At 74.4% G+C, this 22,018-nt stretch carries 17 protein-coding genes and 1 pseudogene; 16 read left to right on the top strand and 2 right to left on the bottom strand.

Translation table 11 applies throughout. From position 1 onward, the window contains the following. Positions 1–165: 165 nt before the first annotated feature. Positions 166–1,389 (top strand): methyltransferase, encoded by a 1,224-nt coding sequence (locus tag IF01_RS0126075; protein ID WP_051756217.1) that lies wholly within the window; start codon positions 166–168, stop codon positions 1,387–1,389. On the opposite strand, the gene IF01_RS0126080 is transcribed toward IF01_RS0126075, so the two are convergent. Beyond that, positions 1,379–2,110, bottom strand: coding sequence for a DUF2071 domain-containing protein (locus IF01_RS0126080; protein ID WP_167349773.1), 732 nt, complete (start codon positions 2,108–2,110; stop codon positions 1,379–1,381). The two genes, IF01_RS0126075 and IF01_RS0126080, sit on opposite strands and share 11 nt — an antisense overlap. Positions 2,111–2,115: 5 nt before the next feature. Further along, positions 2,116–2,460, bottom strand: coding sequence for a metalloregulator ArsR/SmtB family transcription factor (locus tag IF01_RS0126085; RefSeq protein WP_030395986.1), 345 nt, complete (start codon positions 2,458–2,460; stop codon positions 2,116–2,118). Between the two features lie 159 nt (positions 2,461–2,619). Between IF01_RS0126085 and argC the strand changes: the two genes are divergently transcribed. From argC to cobT, 15 genes and pseudogenes are all read left to right on the top strand, one after another. Continuing rightward, entirely contained in the window at positions 2,620–3,648 is a 1,029-nt protein-coding gene (gene argC / locus IF01_RS0126090; RefSeq protein ID WP_030395987.1) for an N-acetyl-gamma-glutamyl-phosphate reductase, read from the top strand. A 14-nt stretch (positions 3,649–3,662) separates the two neighbouring features. Further along, positions 3,663–4,817: a bifunctional glutamate N-acetyltransferase/amino-acid acetyltransferase ArgJ gene (gene argJ, locus IF01_RS0126095; protein WP_030395988.1), complete on the top strand. Its 1,155-nt coding sequence runs from the start codon at positions 3,663–3,665 to the stop codon at positions 4,815–4,817. A 54-nt stretch (positions 4,818–4,871) separates the two neighbouring features. Continuing rightward, entirely contained in the window at positions 4,872–5,816 is a 945-nt protein-coding gene (gene argB, locus IF01_RS0126100) for an acetylglutamate kinase (RefSeq protein ID WP_051741821.1), read from the top strand. Then, positions 5,813–7,021 carry an acetylornithine transaminase gene (locus IF01_RS0126105; protein WP_030395990.1) on the top strand — a complete coding sequence of 403 codons (1,209 nt, stop codon included), beginning with the start codon at positions 5,813–5,815 and terminating at the stop codon, positions 7,019–7,021. Before argB ends, IF01_RS0126105 begins: the two co-directional genes overlap by 4 nt. Before the next feature lie 17 nt (positions 7,022–7,038). Continuing rightward, positions 7,039–7,587 carry an arginine repressor gene (locus IF01_RS0126110; protein ID WP_030395991.1) on the top strand — a complete coding sequence of 183 codons (549 nt, stop codon included), beginning with the start codon at positions 7,039–7,041 and terminating at the stop codon, positions 7,585–7,587. Positions 7,588–7,805: 218 nt separating this feature from the next. Then, entirely contained in the window at positions 7,806–8,999 is a 1,194-nt protein-coding gene (locus tag IF01_RS0126115) for an argininosuccinate synthase (protein WP_030395992.1), read from the top strand. Positions 9,000–9,091: 92 nt separating this feature from the next. Then, positions 9,092–10,525, top strand: a complete 1,434-nt coding sequence (gene argH / locus IF01_RS0126120; RefSeq protein WP_030395993.1) for an argininosuccinate lyase — start codon at positions 9,092–9,094, stop codon at positions 10,523–10,525. A 117-nt stretch (positions 10,526–10,642) separates the two neighbouring features. Continuing rightward, positions 10,643–10,900, top strand: a complete 258-nt coding sequence (locus IF01_RS42295) for a sigma-70 RNA polymerase sigma factor region 4 domain-containing protein (protein ID WP_051741819.1) — start codon at positions 10,643–10,645, stop codon at positions 10,898–10,900. A 404-nt stretch (positions 10,901–11,304) separates the two neighbouring features. After that, positions 11,305–11,805 carry a GNAT family N-acetyltransferase gene (locus IF01_RS0126130; RefSeq protein WP_030395995.1) on the top strand — a complete coding sequence of 167 codons (501 nt, stop codon included), beginning with the start codon at positions 11,305–11,307 and terminating at the stop codon, positions 11,803–11,805. Positions 11,806–12,404: 599 nt separating this feature from the next. Further along, on the top strand, positions 12,405–13,430 hold the full coding sequence (locus IF01_RS0126135; RefSeq protein WP_030395996.1) for a methionine ABC transporter ATP-binding protein: 1,026 nt from the start codon (positions 12,405–12,407) through the stop codon (positions 13,428–13,430). Beyond that, on the top strand, positions 13,427–14,146 hold the full coding sequence (locus IF01_RS0126140; RefSeq protein ID WP_030395997.1) for a methionine ABC transporter permease: 720 nt from the start codon (positions 13,427–13,429) through the stop codon (positions 14,144–14,146). Before IF01_RS0126135 ends, IF01_RS0126140 begins: the two co-directional genes overlap by 4 nt. A gap of 117 nt (positions 14,147–14,263) precedes the next feature. After that, on the top strand, positions 14,264–15,091 hold the full coding sequence (locus IF01_RS0126145; protein WP_030395998.1) for a MetQ/NlpA family ABC transporter substrate-binding protein: 828 nt from the start codon (positions 14,264–14,266) through the stop codon (positions 15,089–15,091). Between the two features lie 208 nt (positions 15,092–15,299). Then, positions 15,300–15,821, top strand: a pseudogene (locus tag IF01_RS50265) (GNAT family N-acetyltransferase); the annotation flags it as partial. Positions 15,822–16,300: 479 nt separating this feature from the next. Further along, positions 16,301–17,620 carry a precorrin-6y C5,15-methyltransferase (decarboxylating) subunit CbiE gene (gene cbiE, locus IF01_RS0126155; protein WP_030396000.1) on the top strand — a complete coding sequence of 440 codons (1,320 nt, stop codon included), beginning with the start codon at positions 16,301–16,303 and terminating at the stop codon, positions 17,618–17,620. A gap of 580 nt (positions 17,621–18,200) precedes the next feature. Beyond that, complete coding sequence (gene cobT, locus IF01_RS0126160) at positions 18,201–21,989, top strand: nicotinate-nucleotide--dimethylbenzimidazole phosphoribosyltransferase (RefSeq protein ID WP_030396001.1); 3,789 nt, start codon at positions 18,201–18,203, stop codon at positions 21,987–21,989. Positions 21,990–22,018: the final 29 nt, after the last annotated feature.

A 22,018-nucleotide genomic window follows, 5' to 3' on the forward strand; every position in this document is an offset into this window, starting at 1 on the left:
CCTCGTGCCTTCCCTCGGGATCCCTCGGGCCCTTCCAGTATCGGCCGCGGCCCCGCACCGCGCCCGGCACGTGCCCGCCCCGGGCCCCGACCGCCCGCCCCGCGCCCGGACCGCCCCTCCCGGGCCCGGCACGGGCGGTCCGGCGGTCGGTTAGCCTGGGCCACAATGAATCCCCTCGCCGAACCGGCCGCCCCGACCCCTTTCCCGACTCCCTGGGGGGCCCTCGGCCTCACCCGCTTCCCGGAGGACCCGCGCGAGCGGCTGCGCGCCTGGGACGCCGCCGACGAGTACCTGCTGCGGCACCTGGCCGGTGAGGCCGACTCTGCCGAGGGCCGGTCCACCGCCCTGGCCGGCCGCGCCGTCACCGTCCTCGGCGACCGCTGGGGCGCGCTCACCACCGCGCTCGCCACCGCGCCGGCCGCCGCGGCCCCCGCCGAGCTCACCCAGATCAGCGACTCGCACCTCGCCCAGCGCGCCACCCTCGCCAACCTCGCCCGGGCCGGCGCCGACCCCGCCGCCGCCCGGCTGCTGACCACCCGCGACACCCCGCCCGAGCGGATCGACGTCCTGCTGGTGCGGGTCCCGAGGAGCCTCGCCCTGCTGGAGGACCAGCTGCTCCGGCTCGCCCCGGCCGTCCACCCGGACACGGTCGTCCTCGGCACCGGCATGGTCACCGAGATCCACACCTCCACCCTGAAGCTCTTCGAGCGGATCCTCGGCCCGACCCGCACCTCGCTCGCGGTCCGCAAGGCCCGGCTGATCCTCTGCACCCCGGACCGGGCGCTCGACCCCGGCCCCAACCCGTGGCCGTACCGCTACGCCCTGCCCGGCGACATCGGCGCGGTCTCGGGCCGCACCGTCGTCAACCACGCCGGCACCTTCTGCGCGGACCGCCTGGACATCGGCACCCGCTTCCTGCTCGCCCACCTGCCGACCGCCGCCCCCGGCGACCGGGTGGTGGACCTCGGCTGCGGCAACGGCGTGGTCGGCACCGCGGTGGCGCTGGCCACCCCCGGGGCCGAGCTGCTCTTCGTCGACGAGTCGCACCAGGCGGTGGCCTCCGCCGAGGAGACCTTCCGCGCCAACCTCGGCCCGGACGCCCGGGCGGAGTTCCGCACCGCCGACGCGCTCGCCGACGCGGACGTGCCGGCCGACTCGGTGGACCTGGTCCTCAACAACCCGCCGTTCCACTCCCAGCGGGCCACCACCGACGCCACCGCCTGGCGGATGTTCACCGGCGCCAAGCGCGCGCTTCGCCCCGGCGGCGAGCTCTGGGTGGTCGGCAACCGCCACCTCGACTACCACGTCAAGCTGCGCCGCCTGTTCGGCAACTGCCGGACGGTCGCGGGCAATCCGAAGTTCGTGGTGCTGAAGGCCGTCAAGCGCTGACGGCCATGGCCGGCAGCGGGTCCCAGGCCACCGGCACGTCCCGCATGACCAGCGCGCAGTCCAGCTCGGCGCTCCCCGGCGGGAAGCGCTCCGGGTCGTCGAAGAAGGACGAGGCGGCGGACTCCACCCGGCAGGCCTCCAGCCGCCAGGCGTCGGTGTGCAGTTCCATGCCGTCCAGCCGGAGGCCGCCGTCCCGGGTCGCGGAGAAACCCCGGGAGCCGCACCGGAAGAAGGCGGAGGCCTCGGCCAGGCCGCTGAACAGCCGGCTCGCGGGCAGTTCCGCGGCGAGCTCGACGGCGACCTCGGCCCGGAGGTCGCCGTCGCGGGTCGCGAAGGCGACCCGCAGCCGGTCGGCGCCCTCGTCCACCGTGAAGTCGGCGAGGCCGTACTCGCCGGGGAAGACCCGGCCGCCGGCCCAGGCGTTGAGCCGGGATCCGGTGTCGCGGCGCGGGATGTAGACGCCGGTCTCGACGCCGTTGGGCCCGTCCCACTCGACGGCGATCCGGTGGGCGACGTTCTCGCTGCGCAGCCCCAGCGAGGCGGGCGCCCAGGCCGGGCGGACCCGGCCGAGCCGCAGCAGGCAGAGGCCGGCGACGGCGTGGCCGCGCACCAGCTGCGGGCGCAGCGGCGCGGGGAGCAGCCGGGCGGCCGCCCCGGGGTCGACCCGGTAGTTCACCAGGAGCCGGCGTTCGACGACGCTGGCAAGCCGTGGTTGCCTCAGGCCCGTCATGCCTCGGTCCCCTTCTCGTCGGCCCGGGTGTCCGGGCGCCACTTGGTGTGCCGGAGCACGATCTGCTCGGGGCAGACCGCGCTGAGGAAGCGGCCGACGCACGCCGCGAGGCGGTCCTCGGCCAGTGCGTAGAGGATCCGGTTGCCGTCCCGGCGTTCGGTGATCAGTCCGGCCGTCCGGAGCACGCCGAGGTGCCGGGAGACGGACGGCGCGCTGATCGCGAACCGGCCCGCGATCTGCCCGGCCGCGAGTTCGCCGCCGCGCAGGTCCTCCAGGATCTGGCGCCGGGTCGGATCGGCGAGTGCCTTGAAGACCCCGCTGTCGTCGTGGGATTCGGTCATGGGAGACTGTTTAGCAGATTAGCTAAATTGCTAACAAGTCCTGGGCGGGTCCGGCTTCCGGCTTCCGGCTTCCGATTCGGTCTTCGGTTCGCTCTCCTGTGCTCCTTGCATGAATGTTCGGTACTGCGTATATTCATGCCTCGACAAAGGAGGAACGCCATGGCATTGCGAGTCGCCGTCGCCGGCGCGAGCGGATACGCGGGCGGCGAGGTCCTGCGCCTGCTGCTCGGCCACCCGGAGGTCGAGATCGGGGCGCTGACCGGCGGCTCCAACGCGGGCACCGCGCTGGGACTGCTCCAGCCGCACCTGCCGGCGCTGGCCGGCCGGATCCTGGAGCCCACCACCCCGGAGGTGCTGGCCGACCACGACGTGGTCTTCCTGGCGCTGCCGCACGGACAGTCCGCTGCCGTGGCCGAGGCGCTCGGCGAGAACGTCCTGGTGGTCGACTGCGGCGCCGACTTCCGGCTCAAGGCTGCCTCCGACTGGGAGCAGTTCTACGGCTCGGCGCACGCCGGCACCTGGCCCTACGGCCTGCCCGAACTGCCCGGTCACCGCGACGCGCTCAAGGGCGTCAACCGGATCGCCGTCCCCGGCTGCTACCCGACGGCCGTCTCGCTGGCGCTGTTCCCCGCCTACGCGGCCGGCCTCGCCGAGCCCGAGGCCGTGGTGGTCGCCGCCTCCGGCACCTCCGGCGCCGGCAAGGCCGCCAAGACCCACCTGCTCGGCAGCGAGGTGATGGGCAGCGTCAGCGCCTACGGCGTCGGCGGCGTCCACCGGCACACCCCGGAGATGGCGCAGAACCTCACCCCGCTCGCGGGCGAGCCGGTCAGCGTCTCCTTCACCCCCACCCTGGTCCCGATGCCGCGCGGCATCCTCGCCACCTGCTCCGCGAAGGCCCGGCCGGGGGTGGGCGCCGAGGAACTGCGCGCCGCCTACGCCGAGGCGTACGCGGACGAGCCGTTCGTCCACCTGCTCCCCGCCGGGCAGTGGCCGCAGACCAGCAGCGTCTACGGCGCCAACACCGCGCTGGTGCAGGTCGCCCTGGACGGGGCCGCCGGGCGGATCGTGGCGATCAGCGCGATCGACAACCTGGTCAAGGGCACCGCCGGCGGCGCGGTGCAGAGCATGAACATCGCCCTCGGTCTGCCCGAGGAGCTCGGCCTTCCCGTGAACGGAGTCGCACCGTGACCGACCACCAGAACATCGGCGTGACCGCGGCCCTGGGCTTCCGGGCGGCCGGCGTCACCGCCGGGATCAAGGCCTCCGGCACCCCGGACCTCGCCCTGGTCGTCAACGACGGCCCCTCGCTCGCCGCGGCCGGCGTCTTCACCTCCAACCGGGTCAAGGCCGCCCCCGTGCTCTGGTCCGAGCAGGTCCTCAAGGGCGGCACGGTCTCCGCCGTCGTCCTCAACTCCGGTGGCGCCAACGCCTGCACCGGCCCGCTGGGCTTCCAGGACACCCACGCCACCGCCGAGAAGGTCGCCGAGGAGCTGAAGCTGAGCGCCGGCGAGGTCGCCGTCGCCTCCACCGGCCTGATCGGCGTCCGGCTGCCGATGGACATCCTGCTGCCCGGCGTCGCCACCGCCGCCGCCGCGCTGGACGCCGCCGGCGGCGAGGCCGCCGCGATCGCCATCAAGACCACCGACACCGTCCACAAGACCGCGCAGGTCACCAGCCCGGCCGGCTGGACCGTCGGCGGCATGGCCAAGGGCGCCGGCATGCTCGCCCCGGGCCTGGCCACCATGCTGGTCGTGCTCACCACCGACGCCGACGCCGACGCGGCCGCCCTGGACACCGCGCTGCGCGCCGCCACCCGCACCACCTTCGACCGGATCGACTCCGACGGCTGCATGTCGACCAACGACACCGTGCTGCTGCTCGCCTCCGGCGCCAGCGGCACCGCCCCGGAGCCGGCCGAGTTCGACGAGGCGGTGCGCACGGTCTGCGCCGACCTCGCCCGGCAGCTGATCGGCGACTCCGAGGGCGCGAGCAAGGACATCCGGATCGACGTCACCGGCGCCGCCACCGAGGACGAGGCCGTCGGCGTCGCCCGGGTGATCGGCCGCAACAACCTGCTCAAGTGCGCCATCCACGGCGAGGACCCGAACTGGGGCCGGGTGCTGGCCGCGATCGGCACCACCGACGCCGCCTTCGACCCGGACCGCCTCGACGTCGCGATCAACGGCGTCTGGGTGTGCCGCGACGGCAGCGTGGGGGAGGACCGGGACCTGGTCGACATGAGCGGGCGCGAGGTCGTGATCACCGCGAACCTCAACGCCGGCGGGGCCGCCGCCACCCTGTGGACCAACGACCTCACCGCCGACTACGTGCACGAGAACAGCGCCTACTCCACCTGACGGCGGGCCGGCCCGCCGGCCGACCCGTCCGAACGCCGCCACCCGAGCCGGGGGATGACCAGAACCGTGAAGATCGCACCCAAGGGCGAACAGGCCCGGAACAACACCGCGTTGCCCAAGGCCATGACGCTCATCGAGGCCCTGCCCTGGCTGGAGCGCTTCCACGGCAAGACCGTCGTCATCAAGTTCGGCGGCAACGCCATGGTCGACGACGAGCTCAAGGCCGCCTTCGCCGCGGACGTCGTCTTCCTGCGCTTCGCCGGGCTGCACCCCGTCGTGGTGCACGGCGGCGGCCCGCAGATCAGCGCCCAGCTGGACCGGCTCGGCCTGGAGTCCTCGTTCACCAACGGCCTACGGGTCACCACCCCGGAGACCATGGACGTGGTCCGGATGGTGCTCGCCGGCCAGGTGCAGCGCGAGCTGGTCGGCCTGCTCAACGAGCACGGCCCGTTCGCGGTCGGCATGACCGGCGAGGACGCCCACACCATGACCGCGGTCAAGCGCTACGCGGTCGTCGACGGCGAGTCGGTCGACATCGGCCTGGTCGGCGACATCGTCAACGTCGAGGCCGGCGCGGTGAAGGCGCTGATCGCGGACGGCCGGATCCCGGTGGTCTCCTCGATCGCCCGCGGCACCGACGGCCACGTCTACAACATCAACGCCGACACCGCCGCCTCCGCGCTCGCGGTCGCCCTCGGCGCCGAGATGCTCGTCGTGCTGACCGACGTCGAGGGCCTCTACAAGGACTGGCCGAACTCGGACGACGTGATCAGCCAGCTGGACGCCACCGAGCTGGAGGAACTGCTGCCGGGCCTCGCCTCCGGCATGGTGCCCAAGATGGAGGGCTGCCTGAACGCCGTCCGCTCGGGCGTCGGCACCGCCCGCGTGCTGGACGGCCGGGTGCCGCACAGCCTGCTGCTGGAGATCTTCACCGACGAGGGCATCGGCACCATGGTCGTGCCCGACGACGAACCGACCGTGACCGGGGGACTCGCATGACTTCCAACGCCCAGCTGACCGAGCGGTGGCAGCACGCCTTCACCGACAACTACGGCACCCCGCGGATCCCGCTGGTCCGCGGCGAGGGCAGCACCCTCTGGGACGCCGACGGCAAGGCCTACACCGACCTGCTCGGCGGCATCGCGGTCAACGCCCTCGGCACCGCCCACCCGGCCGTGGTCGAGGCCGTGAGTCGGCAGATCGCCACCCTCGGCCACATCTCCAACCTTTTCCTGGCCGAGCCCACCGTCGCCCTCGCCGAACGGCTGCTGGAGCTCGACGGGCGCCCCGGACGGGTGTTCTTCTGCAACTCCGGCGCCGAGGCCAACGAGGCCGCCTTCAAGATCTCCCGCCGGACCGGCCGCACCCACCTGGTCGCCCTGGAGGGCGCCTTCCACGGCCGCACCATGGGCGCCCTCGCGCTCACCGGCCAGCCCGCCAAGCAGGAGCCGTTCCGCCCGCTGCCCGGCGACGTCACCCACGTCCCGTTCGGCGACGTGGAGGCGCTGCGCGCGGCCGTCACCACCGACACGGCCGCCGTCTTCCTGGAGCCGATCCAGGGCGAGAACGGCGCCGTCCCGCTGCCCGACGGCTATCTGCGGGCCGCCCGCGAGATCACCCGCGCCACCGGCACCCTGCTCGTCCTCGACGAGATCCAGACCGGCGTCGGCCGCACCGGCCACTGGTTCGCCCACCAGGCCTTCGACGGCGTCGAGCCGGACGTCGTCACGCTCGCCAAGGCGCTCGGCGGCGGCCTGCCGATCGGGGCCGTGCTCGCCTTCGGCGAGGCCGCCGAGCTGCTCACCCCGGGCCAGCACGGCACCACCTTCGGCGGCAACCCGGTGGTCGCGGCGGCCGCGCTCGCGGTGCTGGACACCATCGGGTCCGAAGGGCTGCTGGAGCACGCCCGCAAGATCGGCGAGCGGCTGCGGCACGGCGTCGAGGCGATCGACGACCCGCTGGTCTCGCACGTGCGCGGCGCCGGGCTGCTGCTCGGCATCGTGCTCACCGCCCCGGTCTCCGCGAAGGTGCAGGCGGGCCTCCAGGAGGCCGGCTTCCTGGTGAACGCCGCGGTGCCGGACGCGGTGCGCCTCGCCCCGCCGCTGGTGCTCACCGAGCAGGAGGCGGACGCCTTCCTCGCCGCGCTGCCGGCCGTCCTGCGGGCCGTGCGGGCGGACGCCCCGGACGATGCGAACCGAGCGTAGTCCGGGAGAATAATCACATGACCGTTCCCCACTCCGGCCAGCCCGCCGCCGGCCCGACGCCGCAGGTCCCGCAGACCCGCACCGCGCGCCACCGGCGGATCGTGGACCTGCTCACCCGCCAGCCCGTGCGCTCGCAGAGCCAGCTCGCCAAGCTGCTCGCCGACGACGGACTCGTGGTCACCCAGGCCACCCTGTCCCGGGACCTGGACGAGCTGGGCGCGGTGAAGATCCGCAACCGGGACGGCGCGCTCATCTACGCCGTCCCGGCCGAGGGCGGCGACCGCACCCCGCGCGCGCCGATGGGGGAGTCCGCCACCGAGGGCCGGATGGCCCGGCTGGCCGGCGAGCTGATGGTCTCCGCGACCGCCTCCGGCAACCTGGTGGTGCTGCGCACCCCGCCCGGCGCGGCGCAGTTCCTGGCCTCGGCGATCGACCAGGCCGAGGTGTTCGAGATCATCGGCACCATCGCCGGCGACGACACCGTCCTGCTGATCAGCCGCGACCCGGCCGGCGGCCAGGCCCTCGCCGACCACCTCATGCAGCTCGCCCAGGCGAAGGCGCAGTAGCCCCCCGCACAGCCCCCGCCCAGCCCTCGCCACAAGCCCCCGTGCAGTCCTCGTACGGCCCCCGCACAGCCCCGCACCGCCCTGTGGGCCCGGTTCCGACCGGGCCCACTGGCGTATCCGGAACCTTCCCCGCCACAGGGTTTTGAGATTCATACGGAGTAGTGCATACTTATGCCTGTCGCCGTAAGCCTGTTCGCACAGTTGTGAAGGAGAAAGCCGTGACCGAGCGCGTCGTACTCGCCTATTCGGGCGGTCTGGACACGTCCGTCTGCATCGGCTGGATCGCCGAGGAGACGGGCGCCGAGGTCATCGCCGTCGCCGTCGACGTCGGCCAGGGCGGCGAGGACCTGGACGTCATCCGCCAGCGGGCGCTGGACTGCGGCGCCGTCGAGGCCGAGGTCGCCGACGCCCGCGACGAGTTCGCCGACGAGTACTGCCTCCCGGCCGTCAAGGCCAACGCCCTCTACCAGGGCCAGTACCCGCTGGTGTCCGCCCTCTCCCGGCCGGTCATCGTCAAGCACCTGGTGGCCGCCGCCCAGAAGCACGGCGCCACCACCGTCGCCCACGGCTGCACCGGCAAGGGCAACGACCAGGTCCGCTTCGAGGTCGGCATCAACTCGCTGGCCCCGGGCCTCAAGTGCATCGCCCCGGTCCGCGACTACGCGATGACCCGGGACAAGGCGATCGCCTTCGCCGAGGCCAAGGGCCTGCCGATCGCCACCACCAAGAAGTCCCCGTACTCGATCGACCAGAACGTCTTCGGCCGGGCCGTCGAGACCGGCTTCCTCGAGGACATCTGGAACGCCCCGATCGAGGACGTCTACGAGTACACCCAGAACCCCGCCACCGCGCGCGAGGCCGACGAGGTGGTCATCACCTTCGACGCCGGCGTCCCGGTCGCGATCGACGGCCGCAAGGTCACCGTCCTGCAGGCGATCGAGGAGCTCAACAAGCGCGCCGGCGCCCAGGGCGTCGGCCGGCTCGACATGGTCGAGGACCGCCTCGTCGGCATCAAGTCCCGGGAGATCTACGAGGCCCCCGGCGCGATCGCCCTGATCACCGCCCACCAGGCGCTGGAGAACGTCACCGTCGAGCGCGAACTCGCCCGCTACAAGCGGCAGGTCGAGCAGCGGTGGGCCGAACTGGTCTACGACGGCCTGTGGTTCTCCCCGCTCAAGCGCGCCCTGGACGGCTTCGTCAACGAGGCCAACCAGCACGTCTCCGGCGAGATCCGGATCGTCCTGCACGGCGGCCGGGCCGTCGTCAACGGCCGCAAGTCCGACCAGTCGCTGTACGACTTCAACCTCGCCACCTACGACACCGGCGACACCTTCGACCAGTCGATGTCCAAGGGCTTCATCGAGATCTTCGGCCTCTCCTCGAAGATCGCCGCCCGCCGCGACCTGGGCTGAGCCGCCCCGGACCCGGCCGCGCCCCGCTCCCGCGGGGCCGGCCGGGACCACCCCCCAACCCCCCTTTCCCGCACGTCCGTAAGGAGCCAGCGATGTCCGCCGACCAGACCGCCACCGGTGGCGACGTCCGCCTCTGGGGCGCCCGCTTCGCCGACGGCCCCTCCGAGGCCCTGGCCCGGCTCTCCGCCTCGGTGCACTTCGACTGGCGCCTCGCCCCCTACGACATCGCCGGCTCCAAGGCCCACGCCCGCGTCCTGCACAAGGCCGGCCTGCTCACCGCCGACGAACTCGCCGCCATGCACGACGGACTCGACCGGCTGCTCGCCGACGTCGAGGCCGGCACCTTCACCGGCACCGTCGCCGACGAGGACGTCCACACCGCCCTGGAGCGCGGCCTGCTGGAGCGGCTCGGCCCCGACCTCGGCGGCAAGCTGCGGGCCGGACGCTCCCGCAACGACCAGATCGCCACCCTCTTCCGGATGTACCTGCGGGACCACGCGAAGACCATCGGCGGACTGCTGCTCGACCTCCAGCACGCCCTGGTCGGCCTCGCCGAGGCCCACCCGGACACCGCGATGCCGGGCCGCACCCACCTCCAGCACGCCCAGCCCGTGCTCTTCGCCCACCACGTCCTCGCGCACGTGCAGGCCCTCGGCCGGGACGCCGAGCGGCTGCGCCAGTGGGACGCCCGCACCGCCGTCTCCCCCTACGGCTCCGGGGCGCTGGCCGGCTCCTCGCTCGGCCTCGACCCGGAGGCCGTCGCCGCCGACCTCGGCTTCGAGGGCGGCTCGGTCGGCAACTCGATCGACGGCACGGCCTCGCGCGACTTCGTCGCCGAATTCGCCTTCGTCACCGCGATGATCGGGATCGACCTGTCCCGGATCGCGGAGGAGGTGATCATCTGGAACACCAAGGAGTTCGGCTTCATCACGCTGCACGACGCCTTCTCCACCGGTTCGTCGATCATGCCGCAGAAGAAGAACCCCGACATCGCCGAGCTCGCCCGCGGCAAGTCCGGCCGGCTCATCGGCAACCTCACCGGCCTGCTCGCCACCCTCAAGGCCCTCCCGCTCGCCTACAACCGCGACCTCCAGGAGGACAAGGAGCCGGTCTTCGACTCCTGCGACACCCTCGAGGTCCTGCTGCCCGCCTTCACCGGCATGATGGCCACCCTCACCGTGCACCGCGAGCGGCTGGAGGAGCTCGCCCCGGCCGGCTTCTCCCTCGCCACCGACATCGCCGAATGGCTCGTCAAGCAGGGCGTGCCGTTCCGGGTCGCGCACGAGGTCGCCGGAGCCTGTGTCAAGGAGTGCGAGGCGCACGGCATCGAACTCGCCGACCTGACGGACGAGCAGTTCGCCGCCATCTCCGCGCACCTCACCCCCGAGGTGCGGTCGGTGCTCAACGTCCACGGCGCCATCGCCTCCCGCAACGGCCGCGGCGGCACCGCGCCCAGCGCCGTCGCCGTCCAGCTCGGCGAGATCAAGGCCGACCTCGCCGCCCAGCAGGAGTGGGTGACGGGCTGACCGGCCCCCACCACCCGGCACGGGGGAGGGGCGCGGCGGGTACTCCGCCGCGCCCCTCCCGTCCGTATGCGACCGGTCACCCGTAACCGGGACGGCCCCCACCCGGTCAAGAACGGTATGTGCACCGCCCTCCCGTCCGTCCCCTCCGCCGAGGACGAGGTCCTCGCCGAGCTGCGCCGCCGCCTCGTCCGCGAGGCCGTCGCCGCGCTGCCCGGACGCTGCCCGCAGCTGATGGCCGCCCTCGCCGAGGACCCGCCGCCGACCTACCGCGAGCTCTCCCGCCGCCTCGGCATGCCGCGCGGCTCCATCGGCCCCACCCGGGCCCGCTGCCTGGCCTGCCTGCGCGTCCTGCTGCACGCCGAGCGCTACGCCTGAGCGGCGGCGGTGCTCCCCCCGGCCCGCGCCCCGCCGCCCCCGGCCCGCTCCCCGCCCGCGCCCCGCCGCCCCCGCCCGGGCCTCGCGCGGTCCTCGCCCGGCACCTGTCCCGCCGCGCCCCGCCGGGCGTGACCCTCGCCACGTCCGGCGGCCACGAGGTTGAGATCAGCTGACAGCCGGGTAAGGCGCTGGCGAACGCGGCTCTTGACGGTGGCGCGCCCGCTCGGATACTGACCGTGAGCGCGCCGCCGCCGACACGGCCCCACCAGGGCCGTGCGGGCTGGTACGTTCGTGCGCCACCCCCGGTCTGGGCGGATCCCCGGCCGGGACACCCTCCGGCAGCCAACCGGTGCGTCACCCTCACCTCTCGCGCGCCGGGTACAACGATGGGGAGGCCCCCGCACATGGGCATGAGCGTGAACATTTCGACCGCCGGGACGGACGACGCGGAGCAGATCCTCAAGCTCCAGTACCTCGGCTACCAGAGCGAGGCCGAGCTCTACGGCGACTGGGCCATCGAGCCGCTGACCCAGACCCTGGAGAGCCTGCGAGAAGAGCTGACCGAACGGCACGTGCTCGTCGCCCGCCTCGGCGACGAGATCGTCGGCACCGTCCGGGGCCACCTCGGACCCGACGGCGTCGGCCGGATAGGGCGCCTGGTCGTCCACCCCCGGATGCAGCGCCACGGCCTGGGCGGCCGACTGCTGGAGGCCCTGGAGCGCCGCCTCGCCGCGGACGGCGCGGTGAACTCCTACCGCCTCTTCACCGGCCACCGCAGCCTCGGCAACCTGCGCCTCTACGCCCGCCAGGGCTACCGCCAGACCACCGTCGAACAGATCAGCGGCCGGATCACCCTGGTGCACCTGGAGAAGTCCGTCGCGGCCCCGCTCGCCGCGACCGCCTGAAGCCCACCGCCCGAAGCCCACCGCCCGAAGCCCGTCACCCGAGGCCCCGGCCCGCCCCGCGCGGGCCCCGTCGAACCGGCGCCGCCATCATTCGGACTCCCGAAGGCGGCGCCGGTCGCCGTTCGCCCAGCTCAATGCCACGAGTGTCCGCATTGCGGACGCCGCTGCGAAATAATTGGGACCTCCTCGAACCATCTGATTTACTGGCTCACATGACTGCGACGACGAAATGGACCCCCACCGGCACCCCGCCGGCAGGTGAGAGCGCCATGTGCCGTCGAATGTGTCACCGCTGAGGGCCACCGCCCCCGGCACCCGCTGAGAGTGCCTCTCCTCGCGCCCCGAAGCGAGAAACCCGGCGTCGTTCCCGTCCGTGCGGACGCGCCCGTCCTGCCCGCACCCCCTTCTTCGGCCTGCCCGCACACCCGCCGGCGGTCCACTGACTCGTAAGGGCCACGCCGTCGCGCGGCCCGGCCGCCCAGCGGCGACGATCAAGGGGTGGCAGGTCCGGATCCCCCCGGTGCGACGCCGTTCCCGTCGCCGACCGCACGGCGGTGCGACCTCCGCACGCCGCCCGCCCCCGACCCACGGAAGCAGCTGTGATCACCACCACGGACCTCACCAAGGTCTACCGATCCCGCGGCCGCGAGGTGACCGCCCTCGCGGGCGTCGACCTCCACGTCCGCCCCGGCGAGGTCTACGGAGTCGTCGGCACCAGCGGCGCCGGAAAGTCCACCCTCATCCGCTGCGTCAACATGCTGGAGCGCCCCAGCTCCGGCACCGTGACCGTGGACGGCGTCGACCTCACCGCCCTCGCCGGCGGCGAGAACCGCGCCGGCAAGGACCTCCGCGAAGCCCGCCGCCGCATCGGCATGGTCTTCCAGCACTTCAACCTGCTGTCCTCCCGCACCGTCCAGCAGAACGTCGAACTCCCGCTGGAGATCATCGGACTGGACCGCACCCAGCGCCGCCGCAAGGCCGCCGAACTGCTCGACCTCGTCGGCCTCACCGACAAGGCCCGCAGCTACCCCGGCCAGCTCTCCGGAGGCCAGAAGCAGCGCGTCGGCATCGCCCGCGCCCTCGCCGGCGACCCCAAGGTGCTGCTCTCCGACGAGGCCACCTCCGCGCTCGACCCCGAGACCACGCGCTCCATCCTCAAACTGCTGCGCGACCTCAACGAACAGCTCGGCCTCACCGTCCTGCTCATCACCCACGAGATGGACGTCATCAAGTCCGTCTGCGACTCCGCCGCCCTGATGCGCGGCGGCCGGGTGGTCGAGTCCGGCGCGCTCACCGACCTGCTCGCCCGGCCCGGCTCCGAACTCGCCCGCGAACTCTTCCCGCTCAGCGAATTCGGCACCGGCCACCCCGGCGCCACCGTGCTGGAGATCACCTTCCAGGGCGACGCCCCGGCCCAGCCCTTCGTCTCCCAGCTCGCCCGCACCTACCAGATCGAAATCAACATCCTCGGCGCCGCCGTCGAGACCATCGCCGGCCGCATGGTCGGCCGGATGCGCGTCGAACTGCCCGGCTCGCGGCACGACAACGTGGTGCCCATCGGCTTCCTGCGCGAACAGGGCCTCCAGGTGGACGTGATCGAAACGGCGAACGGAGCGGTGGCATGACCTGGGACCAGATGCAGGAACTGATGTGGCCCGCCACCTGGGAGACCCTCCAGATGGTCGGAGTGTCGACCGTGTGCACCGTGGTCCTCGGACTGCCGCTCGGCGTGCTGCTGGTGCTCACCGCCAAGGGCGGCGCCCTCCAGAACCAGCCCGTCAACAAGGTGCTCGGCGCGGTCGTGAACCTCGCCCGCTCACTGCCGTTCATCATCCTGATGATCGCGCTGTTCTCCTTCACCCGCTGGCTGGTCGGCAGCTCCCTCGGCTGGCAGGCCGCCACCGTCCCGCTGACCGTCGGCGCCATCCCCTTCTTCGCCCGGCTCGTGGAGACCAACGTCCGCGAGGTCGACCGCGGCCTGGTCGAAGCCGTCCAGGCGATGGGCGGCAACACCTGGACCCTGGTCCGCAAGACGCTCGTCCCCGAGGCCCTCCCCGGCATCGTCGCCTCCGTCACCACCACCGTCATCGCGCTCATCGGCTACTCCGCGATGGCCGGCACCGTCGGCGGCGGCGGCCTCGGCGACCTCGCCTACCGCTACGGCTACCTGCGCTTCGAGACCGCCTTCATGTGGGTCATCGTCGCCGAGATCGCGATCATCGTCACCGTGATCCAGCTGGCCGGCGACTACGCCGTGCGACGGCTCGCCAACCGCGGCCGCGGCGGCGGCCGGACCAGGCTGCTGCGCCCCCGCGCCGACACCGACCTCGTCGCCTCCTAGATCCTCGGGGCCTCCCGGACCTTCCGGGCCTCCTCCTCCCGCAGGCCTCCCGCCTCGCAGACTTGCCCGTCCGATCCTCGGACGCGGCTCCCCGCAATACGCAGAAAGGCACTTTTCGTGCGCAACGCCCTGAAGTTCACCAGCGTCCTCGCCACCGCCGGCATCGCCCTCTCGCTGGCCGCCTGCGGCAGCAACGGCGACTCGTCCTCCTCGGACGCGAACGCGCCGCTCACCGTCGTCGCCAGCCCCACCCCGCACGGCCAGATCCTCAAGTACGTCAAGGACAACCTCGCGGACAAGGCCGGCCTCAAGCTCAACGTCAAGGAGGTCACCGACTACGTGACCCCCAACACGGCGGTGCAGGACGGCTCGGCCGACGCCAACTACTTCCAGCACGTGCCGTACCTGGAGGACTTCAACAAGAAGCGCGGCACCGACATCGTCTCCGTCGAGGCCGTGCACCTGGAGCCGCTGGGCGTCTACTCCAAGAAGGTCAAGGCGATCGCCGACCTGCCGGACGGCGCCACCATCGGCCTGCCCAACGACGCCACCAACGAGGGCCGCGCGCTCAAGCTGCTCGCCGACAACAAGCTCATCACCCTCAAGGACGGGGCCGGCACCGCCGCCACCCCCGCCGACGTCACCGGCAACCCGAAGAACTTCAAGTGGAAGGAGCTGGAGGCCGCCCAGCTGCCCCGCTCCATCGCCGACGTCGACGCCGCCGTCATCAACGGCAACTACGCGCTCGACTCCGGCCTCAAGCCCGCCACCGACGCGATCGTGCTGGAGAAGGCCGAGGGCAACCCCTACGCCAACATCCTCGCCGTCAAGAAGGGCAAGGAGAACGACCCGCGGGTGAAGAAGCTCGCCGAGCTGCTGCACTCCGCCGAGGTCAAGAAGTTCATCGACGACACCTTCCAGGGCTCCGTCATCCCGGCGTTCTGATCCCCGGAGCCGACCGCTCCCGACCCGTCCCGCCGGACCACCGACCGGGCCCCCGCCGCAACCAGGCGGGGGCCCGGTCGGGCAGTATGCACCAGTGACGGTCCGACAGGCCCATTTCTGACGTACCGTCGTCCGGTCCGTGCACCGCGTGACCACCCGGCACCGGCGAGGCGTACGGTGTGTCCACGACCCGGCGAGGAGAGACGGCATGGCAGCGAGCTTCCCCGAGACCGCCATCAGCACCGAACGGCTGCTGCTGCGCCCGCTTGCGGAGGACGACGCCCCCGGCCTGGCCGACATGATGGCCGACGAACTCGTCCTGGCCTGGACCGACCACCCGCACCCCTTCACCGAGGCCCACGCCCTCGACCTGGCCCGCACCCTCGCACCCGCCCACCGCGCCACCGGCCGCGGCATCGTGCTCGCCGTCACCGAACACCTCACCCAGCGCCTGGTCGGCCTGGTCGAACTCCGGCACACCGACTGGCGGCTGCGCTCCACCGAGATCTCCTTCGTCACCGCCGCCTGGGCCCGCGGCGAGGGCTACGCCCCCGAGGCCGTCCTCGGCGTCGCCCAGTGGCTCTTCGAGGACCGGGACTTCCTGCGCCTCGAACTGCGCACCGCCGCCGGGAACACCGCCGCCCAGCAGGTCGCCCAGAAGATCGGCGGCATCAGCGAGGGCGTCCTGCGCAGCGCCTGGATAGTGCGCGGCGAGTCCGGCGAGTCCGGCGAGTCCGCCGCCGGTGCGGCGGGGGACCGCCGGGGCCACGACCGCTCGGGCTACGACCCTTCCGGCTACGACCCCTCGGGCTACTACCCCTCCTCCGGCCACGACCGCCGGGCCGCCGACCGCCCGGCCCCGGACCGTCCGGCCGTCGGCGAGAGCCGCAGCGACCTCATCCTGTGGAGCCTGCTCCCCGAGGACCTGGAGACCCCCGAGGCCGCCGCCCCCGCCTGGGCCGGCGGCCACCGCTACGTGCTGCGCGACTGACCCGCACGTGGGCCCGCGCGACCGACCCGCACGACCGGACGTACGAGGGGCCCGTACAACCGGCCCGGACCACCGCCGGGCTGCCCTTCGGGGCCGACCGGCACGGACATGTGTACGAGATGTCCGCGCCGAGGGGATCACACCCGGTAGCCTCTCCACCGGTGCCGCACGCCGGCGCCGCCTGTCGGCGCACGGACGGCGAGGGAGAACAGCCACAGATGGCTGACCGGATCACGGTCATCGGGTGGGACGGCACACCGCTCACCGAGGCCGCCGCCGCGGCCCTCGCCGCAGCCACCCTGGTGGCCGGCGCCCCCTACCAGCTCAAGGCCCTCCCGGTGCCGCCCGCCGCCGAACGCATCGCCCTCGGCAGCATCCAGCTCGCCGCCCGCCGGATCGCCGAACACCGCGGCGCCGCCGTCGTCATCGCCGAGGGCGACCCCGGCTTCTTCGGCGTCGTCCGCACCCTGCGCCGCCCCGAGTACGGCCTCGAACTCGAAGTCCTCCCCGCAGTCTCCTCCGTCGCCGCCGCCTTCGCCCGCGCCGGCATGCCCTGGGAGGACGCCCAGGTTGCCAGCGCGCACGGCGGCCGCCTGCGCCGCGCCGCCAACCTCTGCCGCGCCCACCCCAAGGTCGCCGTCCTCACCGCACCCGGCGCCGGCCCCGCCGAACTCGCCCTCATGCTCCGCGGCGTCCACCGCACCTTCGTCGTCTGCGAAGCTCTCGGCACCCCCGACGAGGACGTCACCGTCCTCACCTCCGACCGCGTCGCCGACCACATCTGGCGCGACCCCAGCGTCGTCCTCGTCATCGGCGGCAGCAGCGGCGGCGGCCCCGGCGGCGGACCCGCGAACGGCGCCGCCGGCGAGGCCGCCGGCTGGCTCGCCGGACGCCCCGTCGGCTACCCGGGACCGGACCGGGGCTGGGCCCTGCCCACCGAGACCTACACCGGCACCGGCCGCACCCCCGCCCCACCGGGCGCCCCCGCCGACCCCGGCGCACCCGGCGCATCCGACACGCTCCCGGCGCACGTCCGCGCGCTCGTGCTCGCCCGCCTGGGTGCCCGCCCCGGCGACCTCGTCTGGACCGTCGGCGCCGGCAGCGGCGCCCTCGCCGTCGACGCCGCCCGCTTCGGCGCGGCCGTCGTCGCCGTCGAGGCCGACCGCTCCGCCTGCGCCCGGCTAGCCGTCAACGCCCGCCGCTACGGCGTCGAGGTCGAGATCGTCCACGGCCGGGGCCCCGACGTCCTCGGCGAACTCCCCGAACCCGACGCCGCCGTCGTCGAGACCGGCGGCCCGGAAGCCGTGCGCGCCGTGCTCTCCCGCCGCCCCGAACGGATCGTCGCCGTCGCCCGCACCCTCGCCGAGGCCGAGGAGGTCCGCCGCGTCATCGCCGGCGCTGGCTACCGCGCCGACGGCGCGCTGCTCCAGTCCGCGCCGCTGCTCCCGCCCGCCGGGGCCGCCGCCGACGGACCCGGCCTGCGCCTCGGCATGGGCGACCCGGGCACCTTCCTGCTCTGGGGCGCGCAGAAACCGTGAAGACCCGGTGGCGCCGGGTGGTGATCCCGGTGGGAGCCGGTGCCGATCCACGTGTTCCCGGGCCCGTCCGCCGCGTCCGCCCACCGTGCGCTCCGGTCGGGCCGTGGGCCCGGACCCGGCGCACGGCCCGGCCGGACGGTGATCCAGGTCGCATCCGGACACCGATTCGGGAGGCGGCCTCCCCGGGCCGGTAGTGTGGCGTCCGGGACGGCTGCGGTGTCCGACAGCCCGCCCGATCCGGTCGGGTCCGGTGCCTTTCTGACATGGCGCAGACCGACGGGGTTCGGAGTGTGGGCAATTCGACGGGCCGCCCGCCGGACCTGGAGAATGCCGTAGGGTCCGGTGCGGTCGTGCCGGTTGCCCCGGCTTGTCGTTGTCTCAGATGACGCGCCGCCCCACCCGGGTGGCGCGCGGGCCGGGGTGCCGCAGCGCGCCGGAAGGATTTCGGCCGCAGCGCCTCGGCGCGGCGGCCGTGTGTGATTGAGGGGCGGGCCGGTGCAGGCCCGGCCCGTGCGGATGGGCGCTGCGGTCGGTGATCGTGTCGCCGAGGGCGCGGCAGCGGCCTGGAAGGAGCTTTGACATGACCGATGGCGGCCACGTCCCGAACGAGGGACTGCCGGAGCACCTGCTCGCCGGGCCCGACCGGCTCGGCGGCCCGGAGGGCGTCGCGGCTGTCGCACCCGTACAGGGCGTCGCGCTGGACGGCACCCTCCCCGGTGTGCCCGGGGTCGGCGTTCCCGGTGCGGTCCCGCCCGGCGCCGCCGTCCTCCCGCCGCAGGGCGTACCCGCCCACGGCGTCCCGGCCCACGGAGTGCCGGCCCAGGCCGTGCCCGTGCAGGGTGTCCCGGCACCGGGCGTCCCCGCACCGGGCACCCCGCTCGGCGCGCCCGGATTCGCCGCGCCCGCCCCCGGAGCGCCCGGCGCCGCCGGTGAGGCCTGGGCCGCCGCCCCGCGCCCGACGTTCCACTTCGTCGACCAGCCGGACGGCCTCGACGACGAGGACGACGTCCTGCTGATGCCCGGTCCGCAGGGCTCCTGGGGCGAGCCGACGGCGCCCGCCGCCGACCAGGCCGCCGACCCGCAGACCCCGCCCGGCACTCCCGTCGAGCCGTCCTGGCCGCCGCTGGAGCCGCCCGTGCTCGGCGCCGACCAGGCCGGCGCCCCCCACGGCTTCGCGCCGCAGGCCGCCCCCGGCGTCCAGACCGTGCCGGCCCAGCAGCAGGGCCCCGAGCCGGTGACGGCCGTTCAGTCGCCGCGCCGACCGCTGCACGCCGGGCCGCCGATCCCGGACCCGTCCCTGATGACCGGCCAGGTCCCGGTCCGCTCGCTGGCCGACCGCGGCCCGTCGACCGGCAGCACGCCCGCGCACGGCATCCCGGTGGTTCCGGCCGCCGTCCAGCCCGAGCCGATGGCCGTGCCCGTCGCCGTCCAGCCCGTACCCGCGCCGCAGCCGGTCGAGGCCGCCGTCCAGCAGCCTCCCGTCGTGCTGCCCGTCGCCGTTCCGGTCGAGGCGCCGGTCGTGGCCGAGGCGGTCGTCGAGGCGCCGGTCGAGGCCGTCCCCGAGACCACCGCGGCACCCGGGAACACCGAGCCGGCCGTCGTCGAGCCGGCCGCCGTCGCCGTCGAGGCCCCGGCCGGGGCTCCCATCGCCGAGGCTCCGACCGCCGAGGCTCCCGCCGCCGAGGGTTCCGCCGCTGTCGCCGAAGCCGCCGCCGAGGCACAGGCCGGGGGCGGTCAGCCGCGCCGCATCTCCGCCTTCCTCGCCGCGCCGACCCCGCACGGCCTCCCGCAGGTCGAGCCGGTCGCCGAGCCCGTGGCCGAGCCGCTGGTCGAGCAGTCCGCCCCGGCCGCCGTCGGGACCGAGGCGGAGCAGTCCGCCCCCATAGCGCCCGTCGCCGACCCGGCCGAGGCCCCCGCCCAGGCCGGGCCCGAGGCCGTCGAGCCCGCCGCGCCCGCCGCCGTCGAGCCGGTCCCGGCCGAGCAGCCCGGGCCCGCGGTGGAGGCCGCCGGGCCCGAGGGCGAGGCGCCCGTCGAGCCGGTGGCCGAGCCCGTGGCCGGCCCGGCCGCGGTGGAAGCCGCCGCCGAGGCCCCCGTCGAGGCCCCCGCCCCGGAGGCGGCCGCCGAGACCGCCGCCGGCACCGGCGAGATGCCCTCCGGCCAGCCCGTCGCCGCCCCGGTGGACGTCCCGGCCGAGCCGGTGTCCGCCGCCGTCGCCGAGCCGGCCGAGGCCCCCGCCGAGCAGCAGCCCGCGGTCGAGCAGCCCGCCGTGCCGACGGACACGCTGCCGACGGACGCCGTGCCCGTCGACGCGCCCCCGGCCGACGCCCCCGCCGAACTGCCCGCGACCGAGGCCGCCGAGACCGCCCCGGCCCCGCAGGCCGAGGACGGCACCCCGGCCGAGCCGACCGCCGTCACCGAGCCGACCGCCGCCGTCGCAGAGCCCGCCACTGCGGCCGAGCCGGCCGAGGCCACCGGGCCCACCGACACGGCCGAGACCCCCGAGGCCCCGGCCGACCCCGCCGAGGCGCCCGCGGCCGCCGAGGCACCCGTCGACGGCGAGCAGCCCGCCGACGCCGAGGAGGCCGCCGAGCCCCAGGAGCCCGCCGAGCCGCGCGGCCCCGCCGCCCCCGGCTACGACGAACTCGGCCGCGAGGCCGTCCACCAGGTCATCCGCGAGCGCCGCGACATCCGCAACGGCTTCCGCCCCGACGCGATCCCCCACGAGGTGCTGATCCGCGTCCTGGAGGCCGCCCACACCGCCCCCAGCGTCGGCTACTCGCAGCCCTGGGACTTCGTGGTCATCCGCTCCGCCAAGACCCGCCGCAAGATGCACGAACTGGCCGAGCGCCAGCGCGAGGCGTTCGCCGACTCGCTCCCCAAGGGCCGCGCGAAGCAGTTCAAGGAAATCAAGATCGAGGCGATCCTCGAGACGCCCGTCAACATCGTCGTCACCGCCGACCGCACCCGCGGCGGCCGGCACACCCTGGGCCGGCACACCCAGCCGCAGATGGCCCCGTACTCGGCCGCCCTCGCGGTCGAGAACCTCTGGCTGGCCGCCCGCGCCGAGGGCCTCGGCGTCGGCTGGGTGAGCTTCTTCGACGAGGAGGAGCTGGTCCGCGAGCTCGGCCTGCCCGAGCACCTGGAGGTCGTCGCCTACCTGTGCGTCGGCTTCGTCGACGCCTTCCCGGACGAGCCCGAGCTCCAGCAGCAGGGCTGGGCGAAGAAGCGCCCGCTGTCCTGGGTCGTCCACGAGGAGCAGTACGGCAACCGCGCCCTGCCCGGCGAGGAGCCGCACAGCGTGCTCTCCGAGACCCTGCGCGGCATCCGCCCGCTGGACGCCAAGGCGCTCGGCGAGGCCTGGGACCGGCAGAAGCGGATGACCAAGCCGGCCGGCTCGCTCGGCATGCTGGAGATCATCTCGGCCCAGCTCAGCGGCCTGTCCCGGAAGTGCCCGCCGCCGATCCCGGAGCCCGCCTGCGTCGCGGTCTTCGCCGCCGACCACGGCGTGCACGCCCAGGGCGTCACCCCCTGGCCGCAGGAGGTCACCGCCCAGATGGTGGGCAACTTCCTGGCCGGGGGAGCGGTGGTCAACGCCTTCGCCAAGCAGATCGGCACCGAGGTCTGCGTTGTCGACGTGGGCGTGGCCGCCGAGCTGCCCGAAGCGATCCAGCAGGGCCGCACCACCGGCCTGCTGCCGCGCAAGGTCAAGCCCGGCACCGACGACATGACCCAGGGCCCGGCGATGACCCGCGAGGAGGCCCTCAAGGCCCTCGAGGTCGGCATCGAGACCGCCCGCGACCTCGTCGCGGCCGGCAACAAGGCGCTGATCACCGGCGACATGGGCATCGCCAACACCACCGCCTCCGCCGCCCTGATCTCGGTCTTCACCGGGCTGGACCCGGCCGAGGTCACCGGCCGCGGTACCGGCATCGACGACGCGACCCACACCCGCAAGATCGAGGTCGTCCGCGCCGCGCTGGCCCTGCACCAGCCCGACCCGGCCGACCCGATCGGCGTGCTGGCCGCGGTCGGCGGCCTGGAGCACGCCGCCCTGGCCGGCTTCCTGCTCGGCGCGGCCAGCCTGCGCACCCCGGTGATCCTGGACGGCGTGATCGCCGGTTCGGCCGCGCTCGTCGCCAAGGCGATCGCCCCCGAGGTGCTCGCCGCCTGCATCGCCGGCCACCGCTCGGCCGAGCCCGGCCACCAGGCCGCCCTGGCCAAGCTGGGACTGCGCCCGCTGATCGACCTCGACCTGCGCCTCGGCGAGGGCACGGGCGCCCTGCTGGCCCTGCCACTGGTGCAGAGTGCGGCCCGCGCGATGCACGATGTAGCCACCTTCGACTCCGCCGGGGTCACCGAGAAGGCCTGACGCCCGTCCGCACCGCTCCGTGCACCGGC

The sequence above is a fragment of the Kitasatospora purpeofusca genome (assembly GCF_000718025.1).
GTDB lineage: Bacteria > Actinomycetota > Actinomycetes > Streptomycetales > Streptomycetaceae > Kitasatospora > Kitasatospora purpeofusca.

What these genes read in the sequence shown, in the direction of transcription:
- IF01_RS0126110 (WP_030395991.1), top strand. Translation starts at nt 7,039, where the DNA reads ATGACCGTTCCCCACTCCGGCCAGCCCGCCGCCGGCCCGACGCCGCAG.
- argC (WP_030395987.1), top strand. Translation starts at nt 2,620, where the DNA reads ATGGCATTGCGAGTCGCCGTCGCCGGCGCGAGCGGATACGCGGGCGGC.
- argB (WP_051741821.1), top strand. Translation starts at nt 4,872, where the DNA reads ATGACCAGAACCGTGAAGATCGCACCCAAGGGCGAACAGGCCCGGAAC.
- cobT (WP_030396001.1), top strand. Translation starts at nt 18,201, where the DNA reads ATGACCGATGGCGGCCACGTCCCGAACGAGGGACTGCCGGAGCACCTG.
- argH (WP_030395993.1), top strand. Translation starts at nt 9,092, where the DNA reads ATGTCCGCCGACCAGACCGCCACCGGTGGCGACGTCCGCCTCTGGGGC.
- IF01_RS0126130 (WP_030395995.1), top strand. Translation starts at nt 11,305, where the DNA reads ATGGGCATGAGCGTGAACATTTCGACCGCCGGGACGGACGACGCGGAG.
- IF01_RS42295 (WP_051741819.1), top strand. Translation starts at nt 10,643, where the DNA reads ATGTGCACCGCCCTCCCGTCCGTCCCCTCCGCCGAGGACGAGGTCCTC.
- cbiE (WP_030396000.1), top strand. Translation starts at nt 16,301, where the DNA reads ATGGCTGACCGGATCACGGTCATCGGGTGGGACGGCACACCGCTCACC.
- IF01_RS0126140 (WP_030395997.1), top strand. Translation starts at nt 13,427, where the DNA reads ATGACCTGGGACCAGATGCAGGAACTGATGTGGCCCGCCACCTGGGAG.
- IF01_RS0126105 (WP_030395990.1), top strand. Translation starts at nt 5,813, where the DNA reads ATGACTTCCAACGCCCAGCTGACCGAGCGGTGGCAGCACGCCTTCACC.
- IF01_RS0126085 (WP_030395986.1), bottom strand. Translation starts at nt 2,460, where the DNA reads ATGACCGAATCCCACGACGACAGCGGGGTCTTCAAGGCACTCGCCGAT.
- IF01_RS0126075 (WP_051756217.1), top strand. Translation starts at nt 166, where the DNA reads ATGAATCCCCTCGCCGAACCGGCCGCCCCGACCCCTTTCCCGACTCCC.